General features: G+C 43.1%; 16 protein-coding genes. 5 read left to right on the forward strand and 11 right to left on the reverse strand.

Translation table 11 applies throughout. The features are described 5' to 3' along the window. Window positions 1-30: 30 nt before the first annotated feature. Complete coding sequence (locus NPA43_RS16770; RefSeq protein ID WP_256499086.1) at window positions 31-2,142, reverse strand: heterodisulfide reductase-related iron-sulfur binding cluster; 2,112 nt, start codon at window positions 2,140-2,142, stop codon at window positions 31-33. Between the two features lie 144 nt (window positions 2,143-2,286). On the opposite strand from NPA43_RS16770, the gene cls (NPA43_RS16775) reads away from it, so the two are divergent. The 3 genes from cls (NPA43_RS16775) (at window position 2,287) to NPA43_RS16785 (ending at window position 4,786) form a co-directional block, all read left to right on the forward strand. After that, the gene (cls, locus tag NPA43_RS16775; RefSeq protein WP_099726530.1) at window positions 2,287-3,483 is read left to right on the forward strand and encodes a cardiolipin synthase; all 1,197 of its coding nucleotides are present in this window, start codon (window positions 2,287-2,289) and stop codon (window positions 3,481-3,483) included. 12 nt (window positions 3,484-3,495) lie between these two features. After that, window positions 3,496-4,458, forward strand: coding sequence for a UV DNA damage repair endonuclease UvsE (gene uvsE, locus NPA43_RS16780; RefSeq protein ID WP_256499087.1), 963 nt, complete (start codon window positions 3,496-3,498; stop codon window positions 4,456-4,458). 73 nt (window positions 4,459-4,531) lie between these two features. Beyond that, complete coding sequence (locus NPA43_RS16785) at window positions 4,532-4,786, forward strand: general stress protein (protein WP_099726532.1); 255 nt, start codon at window positions 4,532-4,534, stop codon at window positions 4,784-4,786. Window positions 4,787-5,030: 244 nt separating this feature from the next. Here the strand turns inward: NPA43_RS16785 and NPA43_RS16790 are convergent, their stop codons facing one another. The 3 genes from NPA43_RS16790 to cls (NPA43_RS16800) all read right to left on the reverse strand — a co-directional run bounded on the left by NPA43_RS16790 (window position 5,031) and on the right by cls (NPA43_RS16800) (window position 8,754). Next, window positions 5,031-5,273: a hypothetical protein gene (locus tag NPA43_RS16790; protein ID WP_256499088.1), complete on the reverse strand. Its 243-nt coding sequence runs from the start codon at window positions 5,271-5,273 to the stop codon at window positions 5,031-5,033. 157 nt (window positions 5,274-5,430) lie between these two features. After that, the gene (locus NPA43_RS16795) at window positions 5,431-7,146 is read right to left on the reverse strand and encodes an ABC transporter ATP-binding protein (RefSeq protein ID WP_099726565.1); all 1,716 of its coding nucleotides are present in this window, start codon (window positions 7,144-7,146) and stop codon (window positions 5,431-5,433) included. Between the two features lie 105 nt (window positions 7,147-7,251). Continuing rightward, window positions 7,252-8,754, reverse strand: a complete 1,503-nt coding sequence (cls, locus tag NPA43_RS16800) for a cardiolipin synthase (RefSeq protein WP_256499089.1) — start codon at window positions 8,752-8,754, stop codon at window positions 7,252-7,254. A 157-nt stretch (window positions 8,755-8,911) separates the two neighbouring features. Between cls (NPA43_RS16800) and NPA43_RS16805 the strand changes: the two genes are divergently transcribed. Beyond that, on the forward strand, window positions 8,912-9,880 hold the full coding sequence (locus tag NPA43_RS16805) for a S66 family peptidase (RefSeq protein ID WP_249704818.1): 969 nt from the start codon (window positions 8,912-8,914) through the stop codon (window positions 9,878-9,880). A gap of 405 nt (window positions 9,881-10,285) precedes the next feature. Here the strand turns inward: NPA43_RS16805 and argS are convergent, their stop codons facing one another. The 5 genes from argS to speE all read right to left on the reverse strand — a co-directional run bounded on the left by argS (window position 10,286) and on the right by speE (window position 14,703). Then, entirely contained in the window at window positions 10,286-11,959 is a 1,674-nt protein-coding gene (argS, locus tag NPA43_RS16810; protein WP_099726535.1) for an arginine--tRNA ligase, read from the reverse strand. Then, a complete protein-coding gene (locus tag NPA43_RS16815; protein WP_099726536.1) occupies window positions 11,956-12,378 on the reverse strand; it encodes a YwiB family protein in 423 nt (140 codons plus the stop codon). Before NPA43_RS16815 ends, argS begins: the two co-directional genes overlap by 4 nt. Window positions 12,379-12,497: 119 nt before the next feature. Then, entirely contained in the window at window positions 12,498-12,851 is a 354-nt protein-coding gene (locus NPA43_RS16820) for a hypothetical protein (RefSeq protein WP_099726537.1), read from the reverse strand. A gap of 79 nt (window positions 12,852-12,930) precedes the next feature. Then, on the reverse strand, window positions 12,931-13,803 hold the full coding sequence (gene speB, locus NPA43_RS16825; RefSeq protein ID WP_230030600.1) for an agmatinase: 873 nt from the start codon (window positions 13,801-13,803) through the stop codon (window positions 12,931-12,933). 69 nt (window positions 13,804-13,872) lie between these two features. Then, the gene (speE, locus tag NPA43_RS16830; RefSeq protein ID WP_099726539.1) at window positions 13,873-14,703 is read right to left on the reverse strand and encodes a spermidine synthase; all 831 of its coding nucleotides are present in this window, start codon (window positions 14,701-14,703) and stop codon (window positions 13,873-13,875) included. A gap of 226 nt (window positions 14,704-14,929) precedes the next feature. Here speE and NPA43_RS16835 point away from each other — a divergent pair, with 226 nt between their 5' ends. Next, entirely contained in the window at window positions 14,930-16,999 is a 2,070-nt protein-coding gene (locus NPA43_RS16835; RefSeq protein ID WP_256499090.1) for a transglycosylase domain-containing protein, read from the forward strand. 133 nt (window positions 17,000-17,132) lie between these two features. Here NPA43_RS16835 and NPA43_RS16840 read toward each other — a convergent pair whose 3' ends face one another. After that, window positions 17,133-17,651, reverse strand: a complete 519-nt coding sequence (locus NPA43_RS16840) for a YwhD family protein (protein WP_099726541.1) — start codon at window positions 17,649-17,651, stop codon at window positions 17,133-17,135. A gap of 12 nt (window positions 17,652-17,663) precedes the next feature. Continuing rightward, a complete protein-coding gene (locus tag NPA43_RS16845; protein WP_230030859.1) occupies window positions 17,664-18,320 on the reverse strand; it encodes a site-2 protease family protein in 657 nt (218 codons plus the stop codon). Between the last annotated feature and the right edge of the window lie 79 nt (window positions 18,321-18,399).

The following is an 18,399-nucleotide window of genomic DNA, read 5'->3' on the forward strand; positions in this document are numbered from 1 at the left end:
ATGAACATCATATTCATCGGCCTGCCACTCTTACGAAGCCTTCGTTTTAGCCTCGCCAAACACTGATTTTTCAAGAAGTTCTGCGACGTCAAATGTGCCAACCTGCTCCTCTACTTCTTTCGCTTTTGTTCCGTCTCCCAGCATGGTTAAACAATAAGGACATCCTGAGCTGATGATGGATGGCTGCACCTGTAAGGCCTGCTCCGTTCGTGCTGTGTTAATCCGAGTACCTGTCTCTTCTTCCATCCACATTAAGCCTCCGCCTGCACCGCAGCACATACCGGTTTCACGATTGCGCTCCATTTCTTTCAGCGTCACACCAGGAATGGCTTTTAAAATGTCTCTTGGCGGGTCATACACCTCGTTATATCTGCCCAAATAGCAAGAATCGTGGAAGGTAATCACCTCGTTCACTTCATGTACAGGTGTTATTTTCCCTTCTTTCACTAGCTCTGCCAGTAATTCTGTATGATGGTATACGTCTGCCTCAAGCCCGAAGTCTGGGTATTCATTTTTAAATAAATTGTAGGCGTGTGGATCAATCGTGACGATCTTTGTCACGCCGTTTTTCTGAAATTCTTCGATGTTCTTTGTGGCAAGCTCTTGGAACAAAAATTCGTTCCCGAGTCTTCTTGGTGTATCGCCTGAGTTCTTCTCTTTATTGCCTAGGATGGCAAAGGAGATACCTGCTTCATTGAGCAGTTTTGCAAAGGCAAGCGCAATCTTTTGACTTCTATTGTCATATGCTCCCATTGAACCAACCCAGAATAAATAATCAAAGGTCTGATCTGCTTTTTTCAGCTCTTTCACTGTCGGCACATGCACATCTTCTCTAAGTTCACGCCAATTTTCTCTTTCTTTCCGGTTCAATCCCCATGGGTTTCCTTGACGCTCAATGCTTGTCATGGCACGCTGTGCATCTGCATCCATTTTTCCTTCTGTCAGTACAAGATATCTGCGCATATCAATAATTTTGTCGACGTGTTCATTCATGACAGGGCATTGATCTTCACAGTTTCGGCAAGTCGTACATGCCCAGATTTCTTCTTCTGTAATGACCTCACCAATGAGAGATGGATGATACATGGTGCTGGCAGCTGATTCTTCCGCTCCAGCTCCTCTCGCCTGCATCGCCAGCTGATTCGCAGTTGTCTGCTTGAAGGCAAGCTGCGGGACCCACGGTGTCTTTGATGTAATAGCAGCCCCTTTATTTGTTAAATGATCCCTTAACCTTAAAATCAAGTCCATTGGAGAAAGCATCTTCCCTGTCCCTGTTGCCGGGCACATATTTGTACAGCGCCCACATTCCACACAGGCGTAAAGATCGATCAGCTGAGACTGACGGAAATCTTCAATTTTCCCAACACCGAAGGTCTCTTGTGTCTCATCTTCAAAATCAATTTTTTGCAGCTTGCCTGGCGGGTCCAATCTGCTGACAAATACATTCACTGGTCCTGCAATCAGATGAGCATGCTTAGACTGCGGAACGTACACTAAGAACGTCAGTAAAATGAGAAGATGCATCCACCATGCGACATAAAAAACAATTGTTGCCGCAAGAGGCGAGAGCCCGCCAAGCAAGAAAGCAATGCCCGAAGCAATTGGCTCAGTTGGTGATAGGGCGTGTCCATGCCAGATGATGTTCGTGCCGTTCCCTAATAATACTGTCAGCATCAAGCCGCCAATAAACAGCAGCACAAGACCTGATTTAAAGCCTCTTTTTAAACGGACAAGCTTCTCCACATATCTTCTATGGAAAGCCCAAACAACCGCCACTAAAATCAGAAGTGTGACGACTTCTTGGAAGAACGTAAAGACGCCGTACAGCGGACCTAACGGGAGCCCGCTATCTGGGACAAGTCCCTTCATAATAAAATCAAGGGCTCCGAACTGAACAAGAATAAATCCATAGAAAAACAGCACATGAATGATGCCGCTCTTCTTATCCTTTAACAGCTTCTTTTGCCCAAACACATTGACCCATACACGCTCTAAACGCTTCTTCATGTCCTGTTGAAACTCTTCTTTTTTACCAAGACGAATATACGCCGCTCGTGTTCGAATGAGATAAATAAACAAATACACAGCGTAAGCGGTCACCGCCGCAAATGCGATCAAGTTCATCATTAAAAGGCTATTCATCTTGCTCCCCCTTTCATTCCCCACAACCCACTTTGTTCCGTTTCCATGTTGTACCTCTATCATAAATAATGAATGAGTATTCAGTCAATATTTTTTACGCGTTTGGGTACACTATTGAAATATGCAAAAAAAGGAGGAACCTTCATGATCGCATTGATCATCCTACTCGTACTCATCATAATCGTACTACTCGTGATTTTGGACCTTTATATGGCAAAGAAATATTTTTCTACCCATGCTTTCGAACGGACTTTTGACCAGACAAGTGGCGATGCAGTCTTTTATCATGATGGCGAACCAATTTTTGATCAGCTGCTCACTGATATTCAGCAAGCCTCTTCTTCTATTCATATGATGTTCTTTATTGTAAAGAACGACAAGATTGGGCAAAGGATCTTACAAGCACTAAAAGCCAAAGCGGAACAAGGGATTTCGGTCATTTTGCTCACCGATCGATTAGGCTCCTATCCATTTGATCAAAAGTCGATCGACATGCTCAAAAAAAGCGGCATTCAATTTTATTTTTTAAATAAACCTCGTTTTCCTTTTTTGATTTATCGTTTAAACATGAGAAATCACCGCAAGATTACGGTGATTGATGGGAAGATTGGCTATATTGGCGGGTTTAATATCGGCGATGAATATGTAGGGAAAAACGGCAAATTTGGCATTTGGAAGGACTATCACCTGCGAATGACAGGACAGGTTGTCGCAGACCTCCAGCATGTGTTCCTCAATGATTTGTACCGATCATCAGGCATACATCAGCTGCAATACGAGGTTTTCCCTGCATTGGAACCGGGAACATTACAATGCACTACACGTGCGACTGCTGGCTTTTCTTTAGAAGCTTTATTTCTCTATGATATTCAGCAGGCTAGACAGCAGATCACCATCTGTACGCCTTATTTTATTCCATCAGCCCCTCTTCTCAAGGCCTTGCTTGAGGCGCGGAAGCGAGGCGTCACTGTCGAAATCATCATCCCAATGAAGGCTGATCATCCTCTTGTGAAAGAAGCTGGATTTTATTATTTGAAGGATCTGATTGCCTCTGGCTGCCTTGTGTATCGTTTTTATAAAGGGTTTTATCATTCGAAAGCGATTCTCATTGATCACAGTCGGTGCATCATCAGTACGGCGAATTTTGATAAGCGGAGCTTGTTTTTAAACGAGGAAGTAGATGTCGCCATTGATGATGAAGTCTTTACTGCACACGTGGAGGAAAAGATTCGTGAACACATTGAAGTGTCTGAGCTCATGACAGAAGAGAAATTTAAACAGCGCCCACTTTTCACACGGCCGCTTGAGTGGGTAGGCGCCATGTTCTCGTATTTTTTATAAAGGAGATGACATATGCGTTATCGATTTGGTTATGTTTCCAATGCCGTCACCCTGTGGGAAGCTTCTCCTGCCAAGTCGCTGACTTTTGCAAGATACAGCAAGCTCTCAAAGGAAGAAAGAGAAGAGGCTTTACTGCGAACTACGAAGGCCAATCTCGTCAATACGTTAAGAACGCTTTATTTTGCGATTGCTCATGATATTCCGCTTTACCGTTTTTCCAGCTCGATTGTTCCGCTGGCAACTCATCCTGATGTTCGCTGGGATTTTGTGACACCCTTTCGTAAGGAGTTTCTTGAGATTGGCGAGTTGGTCAAACGGCACGGGTTACGAGTGAGCTTTCACCCCAATCAATTTACCTTGTTTACAAGCCCAAAGCCTTCGATCACAGAGAATGCCGTGATCGATATGTCGTATCATTATCAGATGCTTGAGGCGATGAAGCTCGAAAAGGAAGGCTATATGAATATTCATGTAGGCGGTGCATATGGAGATAAGGCATCTGCTCTTCACCGCTTTGATGAAAATATAAAACAGCTCCCGGCTCATATTAAGGCGAGAACGACTCTTGAGAATGATGACAAAACATATACGTCGTTAGAAACACTCGGTGTATGCGAAAAGCACGACATTCCGTTTGTTTTTGATTACCATCATCATGTGGCCAACAAAGATGACGATGCCGGGCTTGATGACATCCTGCCAAGAATGTTCGACACTTGGACCAACACTGGCATTCCGCCTAAAATCCATTTGTCCTCACCTAAATCAGAAAAGGCGATACGCAGCCATGCGGATGGAGTGGATATGTCCTTTGTCTTACCGCTTTTTCAAGCATTAAAGCCTTATGGGCGCGATGTAGATTTTATGATTGAGGCGAAGCTAAAGGATCAAGCCCTGCTCCGCCTTGTCGAAGAGCTGTCTGCGATTAGAGGGAATCGGCGAACGGGCGGAGGAACCATCGAGTGGAAATCATAGAGAAAGGTTTATCCCTGTGCAAACAGGGGTAACAAAGCTATTGTGAGAAAGTAATTAACAGGAGGATATGAAGATGTCTCAAATCTATTCAATCCGAATCGCTGCGAAAGCATTGAATTTACATAAGCTTATGTCTCTATATGAAAAGTGCCATCAGGCTCAGCATCGTTTATATGTGTATTCTAAAAAGACAATGTGCAACATTAAAAACATCGTAGAGCTTGAAACCTTCAGGCTCACTCATTTAGAATCAGACTACTTAATTGTTGTAGAAGGAAAACAGGCACAAGACCTCCTTCAACCATTTGAAAAAGAGAAGGTTTCATGAAAATGAGCAGCCTAGTCAGATTGTTGACAAATGGCTAAAATGATCTTTATTTTAGCCATTTGTCTTCTTTTCAGCGTGATAGAAAACCTTTGAAGTCTAGGAAGGACGAGCACTGGCACGCAGGACTGACAAAGAATGCGAGGGTTTGTCTACACGCTGAGCCCTTTTTCAAAAGGGCTACTGGATCGTTTATCACTGATGCTTCCTTCAAAGTAAAATATAAAGTGCGCTATAGTGAGAGTCTTCAAAAAAATAGCTTAAAAAATCCAAATGATATGAGAGCAAAACAAATAGTCAACGTCGCAGATATATTTTTTTTGCTTAGAGAACTGCCTATTACGTTTACTCCAGTGTTTATGCCAAACAAAATAATACCAATATAAAAAAACACTGGATTGATTCCAGCTGGAATCATCAAAATAAATAAACCAATAAGAGTCACGTAGTGAACGCTTTTCATCATGACTGTTTTTGCCGTTTCACTCAAACAACCCTCTCCTTTTGAATCTAATTGCCTTAAAGTATAACAAAATTCCATTTAAATGGTGAATGAAATATCGATTAAAAAATCCTTAATATTCCTTTTGTATCTTACGTCAAAAATGAGTCCAACTCAATAGCTGGACTCATTAAGGACTTCCTTCTTAATGACCAAACTGCGCTTCATGCAGTCTGCTGTATACGCCGCCCATTTGGATTAAGTCTTGGTGGCGGCCTTGTTCTTGGATGCCTTCCTCCGTCACGACGATGATACGGTCTGCGTGTTTAATCGTCGCAAGCCGGTGAGCGATGACAAGTGTTGTCCGGCCGGCAGCCAGTTCGCTCAGAGCATCCTGTATCGCTTTTTCTGTTTCTGTATCAAGTGCTGACGTCGCTTCATCTAAAATAAGAATGGAAGGATTTTTTAGGAACATCCGTGCAATCGACAAGCGCTGCTTTTGACCGCCTGACAGTTTGACGCCACGTTCGCCAATGACGGTATTTAACCCTTCTGGGAAACGCTGAACGAGTTCCTCTAAATGTGCACGTCGTACGGCCTCCCAAATCTCTGCATCACTCGCTTCTAGATTGCCGTACGCAATGTTTTCACGAATGGTGCCTGAGAATAAAAAGACATCCTGCTGCACAATGCCGATCTGCTGTCTTAAAGAAGACAAGGTCATGGATTTTGTGCTCACTCCATCAATCGTGATCTCACCTTCATCCACATCATAAAAACGAGGCAGCAAACTGCAAATGGTCGATTTTCCTGCTCCTGAAGGCCCTACAAATGCAACGGTTTCTCCTTGCTTGATCTTCAAATTGATATCCTTCAACACTTGACTGTGCTCATCGTAGCCAAACGTCACGTTTCGATATTCAATTTCACCTTGCAGTCCGAACACATCACGTGCTCCTTCTGTATCCTTCACATCCGGCTCTGTTTCAAGTAAATCGACATAGCTTTTAAAACCGGCAATTCCTTTTGGATACATTTCAATCACCGTGTTGATTTTATCTATCGGTCTAAATAAAACGTTTGTGATCAGAACAAAGGCGATAAATCCACCTGCACTCAATTGACCTTGCAGGACAAACCATGTACCTGCCAGAAGGACAAACAGCGTCACAAGCCGAGTTAAAATATAACTAATCGATCCATTGACCGACATGATTTTATAAGAAAGAAGCTTCGCTTTTCGAAAACGGTTGTTGTTTTCAGCAAAGCGTTTTTTCTCAAAATGTTCATTCGCAAAGGCTTGAACAAGACGGATGCCGCCGATGTTGTTTTCAACCCTTGCATGAAAGTCTCCAATATCATTGTTCAGCTGTGTAATGGCCTTTGTCATCTTCTTATTAAAATAAAGCGCAAGCCAGATGATGACAGGCATGATCAGGAAGGTTAAAATGGCAAGCTGCCAGTTAATCATCAGCATGACAGCAAAGGCGCCAAGAATCGTTATAATCGCAATAAACAAATCTTCAGGCCCATGATGCGCCACCTCTCCAATGTACATGAGGTCGTTGGTCATCCGTGACATGAGCTTACCCGTTTTGTTGTTATCAAAGAATTTAAATGACAGACGCTGAAAGTGATCAAATAGCTTCTTCCTCATATCTGTTTCAATATTGATGCCCAGCATGTGCCCCCAGTACGACACAATAAATTGCATCACCGAGCTGAGTGCATAAATGACAAAAAGAGCAAGTGCGGTCCAGCCAATGACCGTCCAGTTCCCTGACGGCAATAATGTATCAATGAAGTAGTTCACGATGAGCGGAAACCCTAGTTCCATTAATCCAACTGCGACAGCACAAAAGAAATCTAAAAAGAACAGACCTCGATAGGGCCTGTAATAGGCGAAAAAGCGTTTTAGCATATGTAAAAGAACCTCATTTCCTCTATAATTGATAATCATTTTCAATTATAGAGGAATCCTCATGAAAATACTAGATGAGGAAATGATTTCTTCCATTGGTAAGCCTCACAGCACACCTGAAAACAACCGGGCAAACGATTCCTTCAAACGCTCTTTTAAGCCTCTTTTATAAAAATGAACGGGTCCCATTTGCTCACATTCTTTCATATCTTCCTCATAATGGGCCATCAATTGCTCGATTGGCTTTTTCGCCGCTGTAAAGACATTGACCTCAAAATTGAGCTGAAAGCTTCTCATATCCACATTGGCGGTACCGACAGAGGCAAGTTCTCCATCTGCGATCATGACCTTTTGATGCATGAAACCTTTTTGATAATGATACACCTTGATGCCCTCTTTCAGAAGCTCAGCAAAATAGGAGCGTGTGGCGTATTGTGTGAGAAAGCCGTCATTTGTTTCCGGTACCATCACACGCACATCCACCCCTCTAGTGGCAGCGATTTTTAACGCTGTGCGGATCGACTCATTTGGCACAAAATACGGTGTAGCAATCCAGACAAATTGTTTCGCATTTGAAATGAGTGCATCATATAAATCACTCATACTTTCCTTCATATCAGGTCCAGTTGGTACAACCTGAATGACATCCTCTCCTGTCACAGGGTGCGGCGTATGATACTTCGGATCATCAATTAACACTTCATCTGATACATACTCCCAGTCCAGCATGAAAACGGAGTGCAGGGTTTGAACAGCTTCACCCTTTAACATCGCATGCGTATCACGCCAAAAGCCGATGCTTTCATCCCGCCCTACATATTCTTTCCCGACATTTAACCCGCCGACAAATCCCGTTTCCCCATCAATAATCACGATTTTCCGGTGATTTCGGAAATTGAATTTTTGATTAAAGAATCCATATTTTAAAGGCAGAAAGGGAGCGATGTTTACACCTGCCTGCTTTAATCGTTTAATATCTTTTCGGGAGAAGCGAATGCTGCCCGCCGCATCATAGATAAAGCGAACCTCTACCCCTTCTTTCACTTTTTCAATGAGAATGTCCATCATTTGGTGACCAAGGAAATCAGATTTAAACATGTAATATTCAATATGAATGAACGTTTTTGCCTTTTTCAACTCTTCAAAAATCCGCGGAAAGGTTTCCTCTCCATTCTTTAAAATGTCCATATCACTATTTGTATTCACATGCATTCCTGTCGCTTTTTCTGTGTAATGAAAAAAAGTACGCTGATTCTCGGTTAAACGTGTTTCATCCGGCTTGCTCTCAAGCTCTGATATTCTGCGTAATTTTTCACGGTTATACATTCTCTTCGATTTGAACAAATGACCTTTTACGTAAAGCTGCCCCGAGAATAAATAAAACATATAGCCAATGATCGGGAAAAAGATCAGCACATATATCCATAACAATGTGTGCTGTGATGTCCGATTCTCTAGCATCAGCGAGACGATACTAAATAAAATAATGGCGACATAAATCGCTGCGTAAAGCTGGATGCTCCATGCTGGCACCGGCCACCAATACACCACATATGCCCCGATTATCATGAAATATAAAAATAAAAATTCCAGTCTCCTCTTTTTCACATTCTCCGCCCTCATTCGTTTCTGTCTTTTTCTCTTCCATACCCTTTGCACAGCTTGTATGAAACGCACGGTCCACTGCTTTCTTCTAGCTTTTACAGACTGGAGCCATTTGATCCGATATAATGGAGAAATATGTGAAGGAAAGGAAGATTTGTTTATGCATACACCATCTCCTTTAAAAAAAGGCGACCATATTCGGGTCATCGCCCCAAGCCGAAGTGCTGGCATCTTATCAGAAGAAGGAATGTCTCAAGCCAAAAAACGTTTAGAGACTTTAGGGTTTACTGTCTCTTTTGGAAAACACGTGTTTGAATGTGATCTTCATTCCTCATCATCCATTGAACACCGCGTATCTGATCTACATGAGGCGTTCTCAAATGATGAAGTCGATGGCATTTTGACTGCAATCGGCGGTTTCAACTGCAATGAGCTTTTGCCTTATATTGATTACGACTTGATCCGTCAGCATCCCAAAGTCCTTTGCGGCTACAGTGATATCACAGCAATCGCCAACGCCATTACCACAAAATGTGATATGGTGACATACTCAGGCCCTCATTTCTCCAGCTTTCAAATGGAGCAGGGACAAGAGGAGCAGACAGTCATGTTTCAAGCCTGCGTGATGAGCGGCGAGCCATTTGATCTTACTCCTTCTACAAAATGGAGTGATGATGCGTGGTATCTTGACCAAGCGAACAGGCAGTTTCATCCGACGAAATGGGGAATATATCACGAAGGAACAGCTGAAGGCACCTTGTATGGCGGAAACCTTTGTACACTGAACTTACTGCAAGGGACCTCGTATATGCCGAAAGTAAAGGATACGATCTTATTTGTTGAGGATGATGACTTGGTGTTTCCTGAAATGTTTGCCAGAGACCTTACCTCCCTCTTACAGCATGCAGGATCAATCAAAGGGCTGATCATCGGACGCTTTCAAAAGAAATCTCAGATGACAGAGGAACATTTGAGGTTCATCCTAGACAAGCATCCAATGCTCAAACACATCCCGGTGATCTATGATGTAGATATAGGACATACACAGCCTGTATTCACCTTACCGATTGGCGGAAACGCCCAGCTATCGTGCAAAGACGGAGACGTGAAGCTGCGCATTCATTCATAAATAAAGCCAAAAAAGCACCCGAAAACGAGGTGCTTTTTCCTATTCCATGATCTATTTCAACATTTTTTTAGAAAAAGTGATCCAATCCTTCATCCCCCTCGTTAAGTAGATGTCACAACGAAAAGAGAGGAGGCAAAAACATGTTTTCAGATGTTCTCAGCCAGCTATTCGATTCTATTTCTAACATTATTAATACGCTTGGTTAATCCAATTTTGCACACAGACTAAATGCTTTTCGGAAGGAGGTTACGCTCAATGTTCTCTGATGTACTTAGCCAATTATTTGATTCTATTTCTAACATTATTAATACGCTTGGTTAATTTTCAAAACCCGCTTTCTTTAGAAGATAGCGGGTTTTTCATATAAAAAGCCCCGCTTCTAAAGTAGAGCGGGACTTTTATGCATTACATCTTTTCCGGTGCAGATACGCCAATTAGTTTGAATGCGTTGGCTAGCGTAATTTGTGTTGCTTTCATGAGTGATAGACGTGCTATCGTTTTTGTTTCGTTTTCTACATCAATGACCTTCTCTGCATTGTAGAAGCTGTGAAGGGCTGATGCAAGGTCATAAATATAGTTCGTCACACGGTGCGGAATACGTTTTTCAGCGGCTTCTGCTACGACTTCTGGGAAGCTGCCGATGATTTTCAAAAGATCGTATTCTTTTTCCGATTGGATATGAGAGAAGTCTGCTTTTTCAAGGTTCGGCTCATAGCCTTTTTCTTCCCCTTGACGCAGCATACTGCAAATTCTCGCATGCGCATATTGTGCATAATACACAGGGTTTTCGTTCGACGTAGAAATCGCTAAGTCTAGGTCAAAGTCCATATGTGTCGCCGCACTTCTCATCGCAAAGAAATAACGAGTGGCATCTAAGCCTACTTCTTCAATCAGATCACGCATTGTGACTGCTTTTCCTGTACGCTTACTCATCTTCATCTTTTCACCGTTTTTGTATAGGTGAACAAGCTGAATGATTTCTACTTCAAGCTTGTCCGCTGGATATCCAAGGGCTTGGATGGCCGCTTTCATTCGAGGGATATAGCCATGATGGTCTGCTCCCCAAATGTTAATGAGCTGATCAAAGCCTCTATCCAGTTTGTCCTTATGATATGCGATATCTGGAAGCAAGTACGTGAAGCTGCCGTCTTTTTTAATCAGTACACGGTCCTTGTCATCGCCAAAATCAGTTGAACGCAGCCATGTCGCGCCGTCTGCTTCAAAGATATAGCCTTTTTCACGAAGCGTTTCTAGCGCTGGTTCAATTTTGCCGTTTTCATATAAAGATGTTTCAGAATACCATACATCAAATGGGACACGGAAATTCTCCAGGTCTACACGTAATTTTTCTAATTCGTATTTTAATCCGTACTCACGGAAGAACTTCATGCGCTCTTCTTCTGGCTCGTGCACGAAACGGTCACCAAATTCATCAGCAAGCTTTTGACCAATGCCTTTGATGTCTTCTCCTCTATAGCCGTCCTCTGGCATTTCTTTTTCAAGACCGAGCGCCTCAAAGTAACGTACTTCTACAGATAAAGCGAGGTTATTGATTTGATTCCCTGCATCGTTGATATAGTATTCACGGCTCACGTCGAACCCTGCTTTATCAAGGATGTTGCAAAGAGAATCACCTACAGCTGCTCCGCGGGCATGTCCAAGGTGAAGATCACCTGTTGGGTTTGCTGAAACGAATTCGACTTGTACCTTCTGGCCGCCGCCTGTATTCGTTTCGCCGTATGCCTCTTTTGCCTCAAGGACCGATGGGATGAGCTTTGTTAAATACTGATTGTTCATATAAAAGTTAATGAATCCTGGACCTGCGATATCCAGTTTTTCAATAGACGCTTTCCCTTTGTCAAACGCATTGACAATGTCTTCTGCGATTTGACGAGGTGCTTTTTTCGCAATGCGGGCAAGCTGCATCGCCATGTTGGTGGAGTAATCACCGTGCGTTTTCTCTTTTGGCTCTTCCAAAAGGACATCAGGCACCTGGCTTTCATCAGCAAGTCCTGCTTTGACGACTGCCGCAATGATTTCTTCTTTTAACGCATCTTTGACCTGTTCTGCGATATTCATGAACGTAAATCCTCCTTATACGAAATCGATAATGTATGTAAATGCTTTTGATCTTCACCTGTGAGCATATCGTACGTAATGTGCAGCAGTCCCTTGTCCACATCGAGATCAATGCCATGTGTGTGAACATCGAGCTGAAGTGTACCGAATGGCATCGTGTAATGTGTGACGGTCGTTTCTCCAATGAGAAAGCGCTGCTTCATTTGAATGGCACCTGATCTCATGACAAAAATTTCTTTATCACTCATTTTCACAACGGTTTTTACTTGACCCATTTCATGTTCTTCATGGTAAGTGAGATACGTTTTGTCATTCTTCTCTTGGTACGTTCCAGTTGTCCGGAATTCGATCGTTTCAGCCGGTTCCGTCTCTGGTTTCATCACTGACTTTACATGAATTGAAATTTGGTTTTGTGTCATTTTGCACTTCCTTTGCTAAGACCCGTTTAACTAAAATAGTATACCATATTCACGATCGCCTATCATACCATCATTTCTCTTCTTCACTAGGATTAAACTTCGTTTTTGATCTTCTAAAATCACTTTAGCAAAAGAGAAAAATGAAATTGACCAAATATAACGAGTCCAGCCTTTAATCCCAAGTCTTTTCGATTTATTAAATAAAAAAGAGCTTGTATGCCTGAACTTGCCAAAAATGCCTGGAAAAAATCAAATGGAACGATATGTGCTTGCTTACATACCACCTGCATGAATAACGCAATGCAAGTGAGATAGAAAAATCCTCGATCCTGAAACAGACCAACCATCTCTTCCTTTGCCTCTTTTTTCGAAGCGAAAACTGGCGGCTCAGATGCGAGCTCTCGTTTCAATGTGAAAAAGCCTGCCGCTAACACACATACAGCGAGTAACACCATCAATATAGAAGAAACCATGAGCTGCCTCCTTTATTTTTTTCCCAATGTAAAAAAAGAGCTTGTCCACATGAGATGACAAGCTCCTCTATTAAAATGTTTATTTCACAAACCCAAGCAGCATTTCGCGTAAAAGCTTGCTCGCTGTATTCGCTGTTTGGTCAGAGTGATCATATACAGGTGCTACCTCGACAAGGTCTGCACCGACTACTTGGACATCAGAGCCTGCAATCGCATGAATGGATGCAAGCAGCTCTTTTGACGTAATGCCGCCAGCATCAACCGTTCCTGTACCAGGTGCATGTGCTGGGTCTAGTACATCAATGTCGATCGTGACATAAACTGGGCGTCCCTTCAGCCTTGGCAATACTTGCTTCAAGGGCTCCAGCACTTCAAATTTAGACATGTGCATGCCCGCTTCTTTTGCCCATTCAAACTCTTCTTTCATCCCAGAACGGATCCCGAAAGAGAACACATTTTCAGGTCCAATGAGTCCTGCTGCTTTACGAATGGGTGTGGAATGAGAAAGCGGCTCTCCCTCATATTCCTCACGAAGATCCGTATGTGCATCCATATGGATGATCGCCAAATCTGGATATTTTTTATGCATTGCACGGAAAACCGGCCAAGACACAAGATGCTCGCCGCCCATTCCTAATGGAAATTTGTCTTTTTCTAAAATGCTGTCGACATACTCTTCAATTAAATCTAAGCTTTTTTGTGCGTTCCCAAAAGGAAGTGGAATGTCACCAGCATCAAAGAATGGCACCTCGTGCAGCTCACGATCTAAATAAGGGCTGTATTCTTCTAAACCAATGGATACTTCACGAATACGGTTCGGACCAAAACGTGAGCCTGGGCGGTAACTGACTGTCCAATCCATCGGCATACCGTATAAAATGACTTTTGCATCTTCCCATGTCGGATGACTTCCAATAAATACTTTTCCTGAATAAGCCTCGTCGAATCTCATGCAAGATTCCTCCTTTTACGCTTAAAAAAATGCGCAAACCGTCATTTGCGCATTTCCATTTCGCATGATTTATTTCATTAAGTCGCTCACAAATTTCGGCAGAACGAATGCCGCTTTGTGCAATTCTTTTGTGTAATATTTTGTTTCAATATCAAAGAAGCGGCTGTCTTCCACAGCAAGTGGATCATATTTCTTAGAACCGATTGTAAATGTCCAAAGACCGCTTGGATACGTTGGGATATTCGCTGTGTAAAGCTTTGTGATCGGGAAAATTTCCTTTACATCACGCTGTACATTTGTAATCAACTCTGGTGTGAACCAAGGGTTGTCCGTTTGTGCAACGAAAATACCGTCTTCTTTGAGTGCTTTTGAAATTCCTGCGTAAAATCCTTTAGAGAACAGGTTCACAGCTGGCCCAACTGGCTCAGTTGAGTCCACCATGATGACGTCATACTCGTTGTCAGCTTCCGCAATGTGCATAAAGCCGTCTCCCACTTTGACATCCACACGAGGATCGTCTAGTTTCCCAGCAATGGAAGGAAGGAATTTCTTCGAGTATTCGATCACCTTGCCGTCAATATCAACAAGCGTAGCCTTTTTCACACTTGGGTGTTTGAGGATTTCACGAATCACACCGCCGTCTCCTCCGCCTACGACAAGAACATTTTCCGGGTTTGGATGAGTGAAAAGAGGAACATGTGCCACCATTTCGTGGTATACAAACTCATCTTTCTCAGATGTCATCACCATGCCGTCTAAAAACAGCATATTGCCAAACTCTTCTGTTTCCACCATTTCTAAATGCTGAAAGTCTGTTTGTTCTGTGTGAAGGGTTTTCTTCACCTTTAATGTAATGCCAAAATTCTTCGTTTGCTTCTCTGTATACCAAAGTTCGCTCATTGTCCATCTTCCTCTCATCCAATAATAAACAAACATCTATTGTTAGCGCCTTTTATCGGCTATGACTATATCGATTGTCCAAGAAAAAAGTATAGTGGATTCATATCAAATTGTAAAGAACCGCATGCGATATCTTCACCTTTCAAGGCACACTCATGCAATCACTTGTTTAAAACGGTTTTCTTTGTTCCATACTGATAAAAAACCGTCAAAATGGGGGCTTTGCATGGACACAATCATGAGTAATAAAAAAATCCGCATGACCGTGAAAACGATTCGAGCCTGCTTTTTTATTGGCTTGCTCGCCTTTCTATTTGCAGGCACTGTCTTTTTGACGATTCTTTTACTTGCAAAGTGGCAAGGTGCCCCTTCTGTTCAAGTTCCCCAATCCACGACCATTTATGCAGCAGATGGCTCAAAACTTGGAGAATCCAGCTTTGGAGAAAAGAGATATTGGGTTCCGTTAAAGGACATGTCCCCTCATATCAGACAGGCAGTTGTAGCTGTTGAGGATAAAACCTTTTATGAGCATCATGGCTTTGATATAAAACGGATGGCGGGAGCTGCGGTGGCCGATATTCGTGCGATGGCAAAGGTGCAAGGTGCCAGCACAATCACCCAGCAATATGCACGAAATCTCTATTTAGATCATGATAAAACGTGGAAGCGGAAGTGGAATGAAGCCTATTACACGATCCGCTTAGAGCAAAACTATACAAAAGATGAGATTTTAGAAGGATACTTGAACACCATTTATTATGGTCACGGAGCGTACGGTGTGGAGGCGGCGTCCCGCCTTTATTTCGGGAAAAAGGCGAAGGACTTGACCCTATCCGAATCTGCCCTGCTTGCTGGTATCCCAAAGGGACCTTCCCTCTATTCTCCTTATGTGAATGAGGAGAAAGCAGAGGCAAGAAAAGCCATGATTCTAAGTCAGATGCAAGAGGATGGCATGATTTCAAAAAAAGCAGCCGCTGATGCCGCAAAAGAAAAGCTGTCCTATCGTCCGCTGCAGCAGAAGCAGCTGCAAGCAAAGCAAGCCCCGTATTTTTATGATGATGTGATTAGAGAATTGAAACAAACCTTGGGGTTAACTGAGGAACAGATCGAAACCTACGGACTTCATATACAAACGACCTTACATCCAGAGTTACAAAAAATCGCAGAAAAGACGCTGAAAAAAACGATGAATTCTCATTCAGACATCCAAGTCGGCTTTACCGCCATCCATCCCCAAACAGGACATGTGCTTGCCCTCGTTGGGGGACGAGATTATGAGAAAAGCCCATTCAATCGGGTGACACAGGCCAAAAGACAGCCCGGTTCAACAATGAAACCCCTTCTCTATTACATTGCCTTGCAAAATGGTTTTACACCAGCAACTGTCATGCGCAGTGAGGAAACGGTTTTTGAGCTGGATGATCAAGGGAGCGGTGCTGCTTATTCACCAAGTAACTATCACGGCTATTACGCCAATGACGGCATTACGATGCTCCAAGCCCTGGCGCTGTCTGATAATATTTATGCCGTCAAAACCCATCTGTTTTTAGGCATGGAGCAGCTTGTACGTGCAGGTAAGACATTTGGTATCAACGAGAAACTAGATCAAGTGCCCTCACTTGCCCTAGGCACGTCTCCTGTCAAACCAATTGAAATGACCAATGCTTACGCTATGCTTGTCAATGGCGGCAAACGCGTCAAGCCAACCTTTATTACGAAAGTAATAGACGCAAAAGGCAACGTGCTCTTTGAGGAGAAACAAAAACGAGAGCAAGCCCTAGATGAAAAAGCAGCATTTGTTACCACCGACATGATGTCAGGGATGTTCAATGATCAACTAAATGGATATACAAGTGTCACTGGACGTACCATTATGAAGGAACTCACACGAACATATGGCGGAAAATCGGGGACGACAGGAGCAGACAGCTGGATGATCGGCTTCTCACCCCAGCTCGTCACAGGTGTGTGGACCGGCTATGATAAAGGGCGCACCATTGACTCGGTCGAAGAAACCGCCTATGCGAAAAAAATATGGGCCTCCTTTATGGAATCAGCCCTCACGCAGCAGCCAGCCTCCTCCTTTAAGCCGCCAGACGGCGTAAAAGGCGTGTATATCAATCCAAAAACCGGCGACCTTGCTGGTCCAGGATGTGAATCAAAGGTATTTACCTATTTTATAGAAGGAACTGAGCCGACAGGAGTCTGCTATGGTGCTGAGGAGAAATCCTCTGAGCAAGACCCAGTTCAGGATCAAAAGCCAAAGAAATGGTGGGAAAAGTGGCTGAAACGGTAAAGAAATCAAAAAAGACATGAAAAACCCCGAGATACACATCTCGGGATTCTCCATGTCCTAGCTTTAACACCAGTTTACTCAAAAAACGGCTGGAATTGGTGGCCCTCAGCCATTCTTCACAAAAAATTCACAATTACTCAGGGACAGCCAATCCTTCTTTTAATTCATCTGTGGATGCTTCCCATAATGCTTCATTATGACTCTTCAAAAAATCAGCAAGCACCTTTTTCGATACGTCATCCATATGATTGACGACAATTTTGCGCTTCATGGATTTATCCATAAAATTCACATGCTCTGGAAGAGACTTATATCCGCGGCGAATCGAACGGTCGACGGTCATTTCACAGGCCGTCACCCCTGCATAATAAGGTCCATCTTCTCTGCGGTCAATGGTCACCCATACGAGCCAATACGGCTTTCCGTTTGGTACCTCTTCTTTTGTTTTCAAAAATTTAATCCCTTTTTCTACTGCACTTCTTGCATGCATGGCACCAATATCAATGACAGCTTCCTTTTCCTCTACATCAATGATGACTGGCGAGATATTATCAAGACTGAGGGCGCCTGCCCCAAAACCTCCATGACCGTCAGTTGCATCTGTTTTTTTAATGATATTAAAACCAATCGGTTTCTTCTTTTTACCTTCCATTTGTTAGACCTCCTAAAGCAGCGGTTTCAAAATTAAATTAAACCAGTAAATAATTTGATCTCTCATACTGATCAACGGACCAAAAACAAACTGACCTAGCGGCGTAATGACCAATATGAGGAAAATGATAATCCCATATTGCTCAAATTGCGTCATCTTCGCGCGGATGCCAGGACTGACGACGTCCTCAATAATGCGATACCCGTCTAGAGGTGGGATCGGCAACAAATTAAATAGGAACAAAATGACGTTCAAGTTAATAAAAATCTTGAAGAAATAATCGACCCCCGGCTCAAAGCGCATGATCCACTCTCCACCGAATTTCTGAAGAAGCACATACACAAAAAAGCCCAAAAACGCTAAGATCAAGTTGCTTAAAGGTCCAGCGATCGACACACAAATCCCTGCTAAACGCGGGTTCTTAAAATGGTACCGGTTTACCGGTACAGGTCTCGCCCAGCCAAACCCAGCCACAAAGATCAAGATCGTCCCGAATATATCGAGATGCTTTAGTGGATTTAGCGTGAGTCTCCCTTGATTTTTAGCTGTCGGGTCTCCAAAACGATACGCAACATATGCATGCGCCAGCTCGTGCATCGTGAATGCAACGACAAGCGTAATGGCGACATATGGAATAAGTTCTAATGGATAAACAAGAAATTGGTTCAAAGGCATGAATCCCTCTTTCTTTCTATACAATGATTTACTTCATTCAGTATACTATAAGAAGTCCCTTAAACTAAAGGGA

Origin of the sequence: Bacillus pumilus, from assembly GCF_024498355.1 — a bacterium.
Lineage (GTDB): Bacteria > Bacillota > Bacilli > Bacillales > Bacillaceae > Bacillus > Bacillus pumilus_P.